Source organism: Ruegeria sp. AB9 (assembly GCF_056542585.1).
Genome location: NZ_JBQGAA010000001.1, coordinates 536846 through 549909 on the forward strand (window position 1 = coordinate 536846; position 13064 = coordinate 549909).

Sequence of the window (13064 nt, forward strand, 5' to 3'; positions counted from 1 at the left end):
AAGATCGAGCACATGTCGCTTCTGGGCGATGTCCTACCGCTTTTAGGCCAAGATGGCAAAAGCCCAGTATGTCGCATCGCATAGACACACAATTGAGTATCGGCTACCTCAAAAGCAATCAACGACGATCACACAAGTTAGCGAGCCTTCATGACCGACTTTGCAGCAACCAAAGCCATGTTCGAATTGCCCGAGGGTGTCATTTATTTGGATGGCAACTCTCTGGGGCCGTTGCCCAGGACGGCAGCCGCGCGGGTACAGGAAATGCTGACCGATGAATGGGGCCAGATGCTGATCACCGGCTGGAACAAGGCTGGTTGGATGGGCTTGCCTACCGGGCTTGGCGACCGGGTCGGTCGCCTGATCGGAGCGGAAAAAGGCAGCGTAGTGACCGGAGACACCTTGTCGATCAAGGTCTATCAGGCAGTGGCATCAGCCCTTGAGCTGAATCCGGATCGCAAAGTTGTTCTGTCGGATAACGGGAACTTCCCTTCGGACCTTTACATCGCCGATGGCTTACTACGATCGCTGGGGGACGATTATGAATTGCGGGTCGTTGATCCCGAAGACGTGGCCGGCGCGATCACCGAAGAAGTTGCTGTTCTGATGCTGACCGAGGTGGATTACCGCTCTGGCCGGATGCATGACATGAAGGCGCTGACTGAACTGGCCCATTCTAAAGGTGTGGTGACGGTCTGGGATCTGGCGCATTCCGCAGGTGCCATCCCCGTGGACCTTGCCGGCTGCAACGTCGATTTCGCAGTCGGGTGTACCTATAAATATCTCAACGGAGGCCCCGGCGCACCGGCCTTCATATATGTGGCACCGCGGTTGGCAGAAAACGTACGCCCTGCCTTGTCCGGCTGGCTGGGGCATGAAGCGCCCTTTGCCTTCGATCTGGATTACCGCCCCGGCAGTGGCATTGAGCGGATGCGAGTAGGAACACCGCCCATCATCCAGATGACGGCGTTGTCGACCGCCATGGACATCTGGGATATGGCCGATATGGCCGACGTACGCGCAAAATCGATTGAACTGACCGAACTTTTCATAAAACGCGTCGAAGCGACGTGCCCGGATCTGCAACTGGCCAGTCCCCGCAATCCAAAGCTGCGTGGCAGCCAGATCTCATTCCGCTTCAAAGAAGGTTACGCCGCGATGCAGGCCCTAATCGCGCGCGGTGTGATCGGAGATTTCCGTGCACCCGACATTATGCGGTTCGGCTTTACACCATTGTATATTGATGAAGGCGATGTCGAACGCGCAGTCGAGATTATGGCCGATATCATGCAGAACCGCTTGTGGGACGCGCCCGAATACAAAGTTCTTCAGGGGGTTACCTGACTTCGAGCCCGGCACCAATAAGGGCCGCAACCTGCGCGACCTGCTGTTCGTATACCTCGGCCCCGGCACCAATCAGCTTCAACCCCTTGAGCGTGGCCGTGATCGTCCGACCGGTCTCTGCCGCGTCAGCCAGCAGGCGCACCCGGCCCGATTGTTCCTGCTGGGTCAGCCAATCCGCATAGATTGCCGCTAATTTGGCCTCACCCGCTGCTATAATTTCGGAGGACAAGGATTTGGTGTTGTCCAGCATCTCAAGCCCGTGCGGAGAGGCTAGGATTTTCGCCATTCCCTCAGTTTGCGCCTGAATCGCTCGGGTCAAAACCTCGGGCACTGATCCTAGTGTCGCCAGCGCTTCGGCCACCGCTACGCTTTTTTCGGCATAGTACAACTCGGTCAGTTTGCTGACGATCGCCTCTTTGTTCTTGTAATGCAGATACACCGCTGGCCGCGACATCCCCGCACCGCGCGCGATATCGTCCATCGAGGTCTTTCGGTATCCATAGGTGGAAAAGGCTTGAAACGCAGAATTCAGGATCGCCTTTTGCCGTGAATCGTCACTGGTATCTTTCATACCCGAAGCACTGACATTTTTTGCTAATTTTGTCAATTGACATCCTGACACTTTGATACAATTATGTCAGAAACCAGCCGAAGCAACAAGAGGTGCGCCATGGCGACGGCCCTGAAAATCAATGGAAAGCAACATCAGGTGGACCTGCCTGATGACGTCCCCCTGCTCTGGGTGCTGCGGGATGAAGTCGGCCTGACCGGAACCAAATTCGGCTGCGGCGTGGCAGCTTGTGGGGCCTGCACTGTTCATATCGACGGCGAGGCCGTGCGCTCATGTCAAGTTGCGCTGTCGGATGTCTGGGGCGACGTGACCACGATTGAGGGGATTGGCTCGCCAGACGCGCTGGCGACGATCCAACAGGCCTGGGTAGAACATCAGGTTGCTCAATGCGGGTACTGCCAATCAGGCCAGATCATGCAGGCCACCGCATTGCTGGCGGAAAACCCGACCCCCACGGATGCGCAGATCGATGAAGCGATGCAGGGCAACCTCTGCCGCTGCGGCACCTACCCCCGCATTCGCGCTGCGATCCACGACGCGGCATCCAAGCTGAAGGAAGCGTAAACCATGGCATCCGTTGGAAAAATCCTGCGCCGTACATTCCTGATTGGCTCCACCGCGATCGTCGGCGGCGTGGCCTTTGGGGCCTATTACGTCACCCGCCCTGCAGCCAACCCCCTGAAACCCGGTGAAGGTGAGGCCGCGCTGAATCCGTTTGTGCTGATCGATCGGAATGGTGTCACCCTGTTTGCCCCCCGCGCGGAAATGGGTCAGGGCGTTAAGACCACATGGGCAGCGCTGATTGCCGAAGAACTGGATGTCGATCTGGATCAGATCAACGTTTTGCACGGCCCCGCGGCGCAAGCCTATTACAACACCGCCATGGTTGGGGAAGGTCTACCCAACAAAGGTTACGATATTTCGAATTTCCAGCACAATCTGGGACAGGCTTTGGGCGTGATCGGCAAGGTCATCAGCCTGCAGGTCACCGGCGGGTCGACCTCGATGAAAGATGGATTCGAGCGGATGCGCGAGGCCGGGGCTTCGGCCCGTGAGACGCTGAAACAGGCCGCCGCCGACCGGTTGGGGGTGGATCGCAGCCAGTTGCAGACGGCCTCAGGTCATGTGATCGCGCCCAATGGCGACAAGATCGCCTATACCGAGCTGGCGGAAGATGTGGCCAAGCTGGAGCCGATCGAATCCCCCCTGCGCGACCCGTCCGAATGGCGGTACCTGGGCCAGACCCAGCCGCGTCTGGACATGATCGGAAAGGTCACCGGAACAGCGGAATTTGCTATAGATGTGCGCTTGCCCGGGATGAAATTCGCCAGCGTCCGGGTCAATCCGAAACTGGGCGGCACGATGAATGGCTTTGATGACAGCGCCGCGAAATCCATGCCCGGGGTCGAGAAAATAGTTGATCTGGGCAATGGCGTGGCGGTCATCGCCACCAACACATGGCTCGCCAATCAGGCGGTCGAGGCCATCGACGTGGATTGGGGCGATGCACCTTACCCGCCGGAAACCGATGCGATCTTTGCCAAAATTGCTGAGGCGTTCGAGGACAAACCGAACTCGACCATGCGCGATGACGGCGATGTCAGCACGCTACCCGAGGGCGCGACCGAGATTTCAGCCGAATATACCGTACCTTATCTGGCCCACGCCACGATGGAGCCGATGACGGCGGCGGCACTGTATTCCGGCAACAAGCTGGAATTCTGGGGCGGTAACCAAGCCCCGACCTTCATGCAGAGCAAGATTGCCGAAGCAGCCGGTTTGGATTCTGAGGCAGTCGAAGTTCACACCACCTATCTGGGCGGTGGCTTTGGCCGCCGGACCGAGTTTGACTTTGGCGTCATCGCCACCAAGATCGCGATGGCCATGCCGAACACACCGGTCCTGACCACATGGAGCCGCGAAGAGGACATGCGCCACGACTTCTACCGGCCCGGCGCAATCGCGCGGATGCGCGGTGCGGTCAAGGATGGTCAGGCGGTTCTGATCGACGGCCAGGTTGCTTCGCAATCCTGCACCCATCAGGCTGTTTCCCGAATGACCGGATTTGACGGAGGCGGCCCGGACAAAGTGCTGGTCGAAGGCATATTCAACCAACCCTATGCCGTTCCGCACTATCGCATCAGCGGCCACGTCGCCGATCTGGATATTCCTGTCGGCTTCTGGCGCTCGGTCGGCAACAGTCACAACGGCTTCTTTCATGAAACATTCATGGATGAGATGGCCCATGCTGCCGGGCAAGACCCGCTGGAATTCCGGCTGGAACTGATGAAGAACGAGCACGCCCCGTCGGCGGGATGTCTGGAAGCCGTGAAGGAGATGTCAGGCTGGACCGGCCAGACACCAGACGGCATTGGCAGGGGCGTGGCCTTTACCTACAGCTTCGGCACGCCTGTGGCTCAGGTCATCGAAGTGGTCGAAGAAGGCGGCGCCATCCGCATCAACAAGGCCTGGATTGCCTGCGACATGGGGCTGGCGCTGGACCCGGAGAACGTCAAGGCGCAGATGTTCGGTGGCATGATGTACGGCCTGTCCGCGGCATGCTTTGGCGAGATCACCTTTGCCGAAGGCGAAGTCGAGCAGTTCAACTTCCCCGACTATGACGCGGTTCGGATGCACACAGCGCCGCAGGTCGAAGTGCGCGTGCTGGAAACCAACCGCCATATGGGCGGCGCGGGTGAACCGGGCACGCCGCCTTCGATGCCTGCCCTTGGCAATGCGCTGTTTGACCTGACCGGAAAACGCGCACGCTCCCTTCCACTGATCAATCAGTTCGACCTTCTGATCTGATCGTATAGCACCGGTCCGACCTTCCCCCTCGTCGGGCCGGCGCTTATTTCAGGCAGTTTTTTGGATAGTTTGATAAACGGTTCCGGTCGCCCATTCACGCACCGCTTCGCCAAATGCTTCGAACAACGGCCGTGAGACCGGATCATTGATCGCGTCCCATTCCGGATGCCATTGAACCGACAAGGTAAAGCCGGGCGCATCCTTGATATAGATCGCCTCTGGCGTCCCGTCCGGTGCGTGACCATCAATGACAACGCGTTGACCGATCGTTTTGATGCCCTGACCGTGCAGCGTGTTGGTCATGACCTCTGCCGCACCAAACAGTTGCTGGAACACACCACCGGTTTCCAGTGTCACCACATGGCGCAAGGCAAATTTCTCTTCCAGTGTTCCGTCCGGTGGCATCCTGTGGTTCATCCGACCCGGCAGATCGCGGATCTCGGGGTAAAGCGTACCGCCCATGGCCACGTTAACCTCTTGAAAACCGCGACAGATGCCCAGAAACGGCTGCCCCCTTTCGACGCAGGCGCGAACCAGCGGCAACGTAATGGCATCCCGCGCGCGGTCGAATTCCCCATGAGCGTCGGTCGCGGCTTCACCGTATTCTTCCGGATGCACATTGGGGCGGCCACCTGTCAGCAGGAAGCCATCGCAGACCTCCAGCAACTCATCGACCGAGACATAACGTGGATCAGCCGGTATCAGCAGCGGCAGACATCCTGACACATTGGCCACAGCATCCGAGTTCATCGTTCCCCCCGCATGCGTGGGGTATTGGTCGTTCATGAGATACGAGTTGCCGATGATACCGACGACTGGCCGAGACATTCCGCTTTCCTTGTTGTTGTTTTGACTGACAAGGAAGCTAGCGGCAGCAGTATTAACGTGCAAGAAAACACGCCCTGCGTGAAAGCGCAGGGACGTGTTCAGGCACGCACTATACGTTCTGGATTTACTCAATTTTTCGGGAAAATTTCCCAAAATTTAAGGAAAGTATAGAACACGCTCCCAGATCAACTTAGGAGACGTAAATATACACCGCTTGCGTTAAATCTCGCCCGTCAGGCCGGCTGCCTCAATTCCCGCCATTGCGGCCACCGCATCATTGTCAGAAGTGTCACCGGTAACCCCAACGGCGCCGATCACAGCCCCCTTGCGATCACGCAGCAGAACGCCGCCCGGAACAGGCACAACCTGACCGCCATAGACACCATTCACAGACGCCATGAAATAGGCCTGAGCTTCGGCGCGCTGCATCTGCGCGGTACCCGCCATACCCAGCATGACCGAGCCATAGGCCTTACCCTGAGCGATCCCGAAACGACCCGGGGCCGCACCATCCTCACGCTCAAACGCGATGACATGCCCACCGGCGTCCAGAACCACAACCGAGAGGGGCTTCAACTCCATCTCACGGCCCCTTTCAAGGGCTTTGCGGATGATAGTGCGAGCTTTGCGTAGGGAAACTGACATATGAAATTCCTCTTGTCGGATTGGAGTTCAAATAGGCCCGCAAGCAACCGACCTGCGAGTTTTGATTGGGGTTATCCGTGGCTGGCTTTCAATTCCAAACGGCGCGCATGCAGGACCGGCTCTGTGTAGCCCGAGGGCTGAACCCGCCCCTTGAACACAAGATCGCACGCCGCCTGAAAGGCGATGCCGTCAAATCCCGGAGCCATCGGAGTGTAACTTGGATCGATTTCGTTCTGGCGATCCACCACGGCAGCCATCTTTTGCAATGCGGCCATCACCTGAGCCTCATCCACGATGCTGTGATGCAGCCAGTTGGCCAGCGCCTGAGACGAAATCCGGCAGGTCGCGCGGTCTTCCATCAGGCCGACATCGTTGATGTCAGGCACCTTGGAACAGCCCACACCCTGATCAACCCAGCGCACCACATAGCCCAGTATGCCCTGCGCATTGTTTTCGAGTTCTCGGGTGATCTCCTCGTCGCTCAGATTGCGACCACCCAGAAGCGGAATGGTCAACAGATCATCCAGGGTGCCACGGGCACCGCCAGCGGCCAATTCGTCCTGGCGGGCCAACACGTCAACCTTGTGGTAATGCGTTGCGTGCAGGGTCGCGGCGGTGGGCGACGGCACCCAGGCGCAGGTTGCACCGGATTGAGGGTGACCGATCTTGGCCTCCAGCATATCGCCCATACGATCGGGCATGGCCCACATACCTTTGCCGATCTGCGCCTTGCCCTTCAGGCCGCAGGCGAGACCGATATCGACATTGCGATCTTCGTAGGACGCAATCCATGGCGTGTTCTTGATGTCGCCCTTTGGCAGTATCGGACCGGCCTCCATCGAAGTGTGAATTTCATCGCCGGTGCGATCCAGAAACCCGGTATTGATGAAGGCGACCCGCGATTTCGCGGCGCGAATGCACTCTTTAAGGTTGGCCGAAGTGCGGCGTTCTTCATCCATGATACCCAGCTTCACGGTGTTGCGTGGCAGGCCCAAAATGTCTTCTACCATGTCGAAAATCTCGACCGAGAACGCGACTTCCTCGGGCCCGTGCATCTTGGGCTTCACGACATAGACAGAGCCTTCGACAGAGTTGCCGCCTTCGCGCTTCAGATCGTGCATGGCGATCAGCGTGGTGCAAAGCGCATCCATCAAACCTTCACCAATCTCGCGCCCTTCGGCATCCAGTACGGCCGGGTTGGTCATCAGGTGACCAACGTTCCGTACAAGCATCAGAGAACGGCCTTTCAACTTGGCCTGATCACCCGAAGGCCTGGTAAAGCTCAGGTCATCGGCCAGCTTTCGTGTGAATGTGGTGCTACCCTTGGTGACTTCTTCGGTCAGATCGCCTTTCATCAGCCCCAGCCAGTTGCCGTAAGCAACAACCTTGTCCGCCGCATCGACACAGGCCACCGAGTCTTCGCAATCCATGATAGTAGACAGAGCGGATTCCAACCGGACATCTGCAATGCCAGCGGGGTCGGTTGCGCCAATGTTACTGGTGGGGTCGATTATGATCTGGATGTGCAGACCGTTGTTTTTCAACAGCGCAAAGTCGGGCTTGTCCGCTGCGCCGCCAAATCCGGCAAACTGAGCAGGATCACTCAGCGCCGGGGTCAATGCGCCATCCTTGACGCTCAGCTCAGAGACATCTGCCCATGATCCCGACGCCAGCGGCACTGCGTCATCCAGAAAAGCTTTGGCCCACGCGATCACACGAGCGCCGCGCGCGGCATCATAGCCACCACCCGCAGGCAGATCACCCATCGCGTCTGTACCGTAAAGCGCATCATACAGGCTGCCCCAACGTGCATTGGCCGCGTTCAAGGCAAAGCGTGCATTGGTGATTGGAACCACCAGTTGCGGACCGGGGGTCAGGGCAATCTCGGGATCGACATCAGCGGTTTCGATCTGGAACGCATTACCTTCCTCGACCAGATACCCGATCTCGCGCAGGAAGGCCTGATACGCTTTGGCATCGTGTTCCTGACCCTTGTTCGCCATGTGCCACCCATCGACGCGGCTCTGAATTTCAGCCCGTTTGGCCAGCAGCGCCCTGTTCTTCGGTCCCAGCTCATCGGTCATGCGGGACAGGCCGGACCAGAACGCCTCGGATGACACGCCAGTTCCGGGCAGCGCCCGATTCTCGATGAAATCCGCCAGTTCGACGGCAATCTGCAGACCGTTCCGGGTTTCCCTGCTGCTCATGTTCGACATCTCCCGCATTTGTACGCCACTGTATGCAGGCCTCAATTAAGGGCGAAGTTTCCGATAGGCAACACGCCTTGCACCCATTAACGGTCGATCCGTTGGGTCACATCACATTCATCACGTACCCGATGGGCGGCAGAGGGGCATCCGCTCTCTGCTTGCAGGCACCCGGCAGAGCCCATAACGTCGCGCCAAACACGAACCGATGCGAGGCCCCCGATGCGCGACGCCGCCCCTACTACGATCTACCTGAAAGACTATACGCCGTTCGGCTATCTGGTGGACAGCGTGCATCTGACCTTTGACCTCGCGGATCATGCGACGCGCGTCACCTCTCGTATCGCGTTCCGCCCGAATCCCGATGCCACCGATCGCACCTTCTTTCTGCATGGCGAGGAGCTGACCCTGATCCGCGCGACAATTGACGGGTCCGAGATCACCCCTGAGGTTAGTGACAAGGGCCTGACTGCCGATGCACCAGACGCCCCGTTCGTCTGGGAGGCCGAGGTCGAGATCGACCCCGGCAACAACACCGCGCTAGAGGGGCTCTACATGTCCAATGGCATGTACTGCACGCAATGCGAGGCCGAAGGGTTCCGCAAGATCACCTTCTACCCGGACCGACCGGATGTGATGTCCACATTTACCGTGCGCATCAATGGCGATCTTCCCGTGCTTCTGTCCAATGGCAACCCGTCGGGCAAGGGCGCAGGTTGGGCCGAATGGACCGACCCATGGCCCAAACCCGCCTACCTGTTCGCGCTGGTCGCTGGCGATCTGATCGCCCATCCCGGCCAGTTCACCACCATGTCGGGCCGCGATGTGGAACTGAACCTCTGGGTCCGTCCGGGTGACGAAGGAAAATGCGCCTTTGGCATGGAGGCCCTGAAGAAATCGATGAAATGGGACGAAGACGTCTATGGCCGTGAATACGATCTGGACGTCTTCAACATCGTGGCCGTCGATGATTTCAACATGGGCGCGATGGAAAACAAGGGGCTGAACATCTTCAACTCTTCGGCCGTTCTGGCCAGCCCTGAAACCTCAACCGACGCTAATTTCGAGCGGATCGAGGCGATCATCGCCCATGAGTATTTCCACAACTGGACCGGCAACCGAATAACCTGCCGGGATTGGTTCCAACTGTGTCTGAAAGAGGGGCTGACCGTGTTCCGCGATGCGCAGTTTACGTCCGACATGCGCTCGGCCCCGGTGAAACGCATCCACGATGCCATTGACCTGCGTGCACGGCAGTTTCCCGAAGACAACGGTCCTCTCTCGCATCCGGTGCGGCCCGAGAGCTTTCAGGAGATCAACAACTTCTACACGGCAACCGTTTACGAAAAAGGCGCCGAACTGATCGGTATGCTAAAGCGGTTGGTCGGGGATGAAGCCTATACCAAAGCACTCGATCTCTATTTTGACCGCCATGACGGTCAGGCCTGTACCATCGAAGATTGGTTGAGGGTGTTCGAAGACACCACGGGCCGGGATCTGTCTCAGTTCAAACGCTGGTACAGTCAGTCGGGTACGCCTCGCGTCACCGTGTCCGAAGTTTGGGCTGACGGTAATTACACCCTAACGTTGAAACAACGCACCGACCCTACACCGGGACAGGATGAGAAGCTGCCTCAGGTGATCCCGGTCGCTGTTGGTTTGTTGGGACCAAACGGGGATGAGGTTCACGCGACCGAAGTGCTGGAACTGACAGAGGCCGAGCAGAGCTTTCAGTTCACCGGGCTGGCAGCGAAACCCACACCTTCGATCCTGCGCGATTTCTCGGCCCCGGTTATTCTGGAACATGATCACTCGAACGCGGAACGCGCGTTTCTGCTGGCGCATGACACGGACCCGTTCAACCGGTGGCAGGCAGGACGGTCGCTGGCACAGGACACTTTGATGCGGATGATCCTGGATGATGCGGCACCAGACGCCGATTATCTCGACGGGCTGTTGGCCGTGCTGCGCGATGGTGAACTTGACCCAGCCTATCGTGCGTTGATGCTGGGATTACCGACACAGTCTGAGTTGGCAGCAGCCTTGCATGAACGCGGTCAGACCCCCGACCCCATGGCGATCTGGGTCGCGGTGGAAACGCTGCGGCAGGCCACCGCACAGCATGTTCAGGACTTGTTGCCTCGCCTGCACAGCGAGACTTTGGTGGACGGCCCCTACATCCCAGACGCCAAACAATCGGGCAAACGGGCACTTGGCAGCGCTGCACTGGCACTGACGTCTCGTCTGGACGGAGGAGCGATGGCAGAAGATGTGTACGCCAATGCGGACAATATGACGTTGCAACTCACTGCATTGTCTTGCCTTTTGCGGGCCCGCAAAGGTGAGGCACAGCTGACTGCCTTCTATGACCAATGGCAGCACGACCGGCTGGTCATGGACAAGTGGTTTGGCTTGCAGGTCGCGATGGCGGCACCCGAAACGACCTCCGCAATAGCAACGGCTCTGACCCAGCATTCAGATTTCAACTGGAAAAACCCGAACAGATTCCGCGCCGTTATGGGTGCGTTGGCGATGAACCACGCAGGGTTCCACGAGCCGGACGGGACCGGATATACCCTGCTGGCCGATTGGCTGATCCGTCTGGACCCGGTGAACCCGCAAACCACTGCCCGAATGTGTTCTGCATTCCAGACCTGGAAACGGTATGATGCAGAACGTCAGGCCCTTATGCGTGCGCAGCTTTCACGTATCGCGGAAACACCGAACTTGTCGCGCGACACAACCGAAATGGTGTCCCGCATCCTCGGCACATGACGCCTTACAGCTTCACCCGCAGCAACCGGAACTCACGAACGCTGGTCATCCTGGCCAGCGTTTACGCGGCTTTGCTGGCGCTGATTATTCTATTTGACGCTGCATGGTGGATCGCTGGGCTGCTGTCTTTGGCCACCTTGCCCGCGCTATGGGACGTAGTTCAGAACACCAGCGCGGGCATGCAATTAAATCAAGACGCCATTAGCTGGTTCACCGGAAATCGTCAGGGTGAGATCGCGTTGCGCGATATCGATCATTTCCGTTTTGACACCCGCTGGGACTTTTCCGTCCGTGTGTCCATTGTTCTGCATTCCGGCAAACGAATCCGCCTGCCTGATGAGGCCCTTCCGATGCATCGGGATTTGGAAACCTGCCTAGAACAAGCCGGATTTCGGGTAGAACGGCATCATTTCACTGTTTTCTGAAACACTGGGCCTTTGAGGGGTGAATTGGACACAGAAAGGAGAAACTTTTAGGCAATTTACTTGATTTGAACCTGATATCCCGCCAGACTTCGGTGTCAGTTATAAGTTTTACAGTTTTGAGTTTCGCCATGTTTCGGTCGCTAAGGGCGCTGTTCGCCCCATCCACAGCTACTCCTTCAAACTCTTCAACGGATTTGTGCGCGACAAAATCCGCGCTGGCGGCTGCCTTGCCAGAGCAAGGTCAGCTCAATATTCCTGTTGCGAAATCTGCCTGCGACGATCTGATCGGACATTCCACAATCGAACATGGCCGTTATCTGGCCCGGCAGGATCGCTGGACGGAACTGTCGGAGGAAATGCGCGCAGCTGATGAGGATCGCGCCGCCGTATCGGATGGTATGCCGGTTGCCGATCTGTTGGCTTTCGGCGCCAGATCTGACGTTGTATTGGCCGCCGAACATGCGCTCTCGGATGGCAAGGCCATCTCGGATTACGACCTGTTAGGTGGCATCTCGGAACTTGAAGGCGAAATGGCGGATAACCCAGATGATCCAATGATCGCCGCAATCGTGGCTCTTGCCCATATCGATCTGGCATGGGCGTGGCGCGGAACGGCCTCGGACGCGGCTCTGCCGCCCTTGCACCGGTCACGTTGCGCCGCTCATTTCGACCGGGCCGCAGCGATCCTGCCCAACTGCAGGAAAGATGCACCTGAAAGCCCCCTGATTGCAGCGGCTGGTTGTGCGCTCCTAGCTGGTCAACGCAAATCCAACGCTCGGGTTTCTGACGAATATGAACGCCTGATCACCCTGGATCCACGCAATCAGCGCCATATGCGCGCGATGGGCAGCCACCTTCTGCCCCGGTGGTTCGGCAGCTACGAAGAGCTTGAACTGCAAGCCTTGCGGACTGCCGCCAGGACACAGCAAATCTGGGGCGCCGCCGGGTACACATGGGTGCAGTTCGACGCCATCGCACTGGATGAAGAGGCCTGTGCCCGGATTGATGTTGAGTATTTCCTTGAAGGTTTGCGTGATATTGTGCGGCTGCGGCCCGATCAGCAGATGATCAACATGCTGTCAGCCTACTGCGCGATCACCGTGCAGAACGGTCAGGGCCTGAACGATCAGGCCGACCTTGTCCGGTCTCGGATGCGCGACACTGCAAACTGGCTTATCCGAGATCATATGACCGAATTGCACCCATTGACTTGGGCGCACGCGGCCAACGGTTTCAACAACTCTGTCCGCATCAACTCACCCGAACGATTTGCTGCGCGCGGTCAGCGCGATGCCTTGCGCGCCATCTCGGATCTGTTTCGGGAAGAACTGCGCAGCGGTATGGATGTGACATTCACACCATCGGGTCTGCAGTTTTCTCAGAACTGAACACGACAGGATTCCCCCTTGCCCCTAGGCCCAGCCGGGCCTAATACGCAGGTTTAGACTTCTGCGGAAATGA

Annotated in this window: 10 protein-coding genes; 6 read left to right on the forward strand and 4 right to left on the reverse strand. The window is 58.2% G+C overall.

Translation table 11 applies throughout. The features are described 5' to 3' along the window. Positions 1 to 150: 150 nt before the first annotated feature. Positions 151 to 1344, forward strand: a complete 1194-nt coding sequence (kynU, locus tag ACR0K5_RS02760; RefSeq protein WP_480628205.1) for a kynureninase — start codon at positions 151 to 153, stop codon at positions 1342 to 1344. Here the strand turns inward: kynU and ACR0K5_RS02765 are convergent. Continuing rightward, entirely contained in the window at positions 1337 to 1915 is a 579-nt protein-coding gene (locus ACR0K5_RS02765) for a TetR/AcrR family transcriptional regulator (RefSeq protein ID WP_480628206.1), read from the reverse strand. The genes kynU and ACR0K5_RS02765 overlap by 8 nt on opposite strands. Before the next feature lie 99 nt (positions 1916 to 2014). Between ACR0K5_RS02765 and ACR0K5_RS02770 the strand changes: the two genes are divergently transcribed. Next, positions 2015 to 2479, forward strand: coding sequence for a (2Fe-2S)-binding protein (locus ACR0K5_RS02770; RefSeq protein WP_480628207.1), 465 nt, complete (start codon positions 2015 to 2017; stop codon positions 2477 to 2479). Positions 2480 to 2482: 3 nt separating this feature from the next. After that, the gene (locus ACR0K5_RS02775; RefSeq protein ID WP_480628208.1) at positions 2483 to 4723 is read left to right on the forward strand and encodes a xanthine dehydrogenase family protein molybdopterin-binding subunit; all 2241 of its coding nucleotides are present in this window, start codon (positions 2483 to 2485) and stop codon (positions 4721 to 4723) included. Between the two features lie 48 nt (positions 4724 to 4771). Here the strand turns inward: ACR0K5_RS02775 and ACR0K5_RS02780 are convergent, their stop codons facing one another. The 3 genes from ACR0K5_RS02780 to ACR0K5_RS02790 all read right to left on the reverse strand — a co-directional run bounded on the left by ACR0K5_RS02780 (position 4772) and on the right by ACR0K5_RS02790 (position 8403). After that, positions 4772 to 5551: a gamma-glutamyl-gamma-aminobutyrate hydrolase family protein gene (locus tag ACR0K5_RS02780; protein ID WP_480628209.1), complete on the reverse strand. Its 780-nt coding sequence runs from the start codon at positions 5549 to 5551 to the stop codon at positions 4772 to 4774. Between the two features lie 219 nt (positions 5552 to 5770). Further along, positions 5771 to 6196 (reverse strand): GlcG/HbpS family heme-binding protein, encoded by a 426-nt coding sequence (locus ACR0K5_RS02785; protein ID WP_480628210.1) that lies wholly within the window; start codon positions 6194 to 6196, stop codon positions 5771 to 5773. 71 nt (positions 6197 to 6267) lie between these two features. Continuing rightward, the gene (locus ACR0K5_RS02790; RefSeq protein WP_480628211.1) at positions 6268 to 8403 is read right to left on the reverse strand and encodes a malate synthase G; all 2136 of its coding nucleotides are present in this window, start codon (positions 8401 to 8403) and stop codon (positions 6268 to 6270) included. Positions 8404 to 8625: 222 nt separating this feature from the next. Here ACR0K5_RS02790 and pepN point away from each other — a divergent pair, with 222 nt between their 5' ends. From pepN to ACR0K5_RS02805, 3 genes are all read left to right on the forward strand, one after another. Then, positions 8626 to 11178 (forward strand): aminopeptidase N, encoded by a 2553-nt coding sequence (gene pepN, locus ACR0K5_RS02795; protein ID WP_480628212.1) that lies wholly within the window; start codon positions 8626 to 8628, stop codon positions 11176 to 11178. Beyond that, complete coding sequence (locus ACR0K5_RS02800; protein WP_480628213.1) at positions 11175 to 11603, forward strand: hypothetical protein; 429 nt, start codon at positions 11175 to 11177, stop codon at positions 11601 to 11603. The genes pepN and ACR0K5_RS02800 overlap by 4 nt, the downstream gene beginning before the upstream one ends. A 128-nt stretch (positions 11604 to 11731) precedes the next feature. After that, entirely contained in the window at positions 11732 to 12991 is a 1260-nt protein-coding gene (locus ACR0K5_RS02805; protein WP_480628214.1) for a hypothetical protein, read from the forward strand. Positions 12992 to 13064 lie beyond the last annotated feature (73 nt).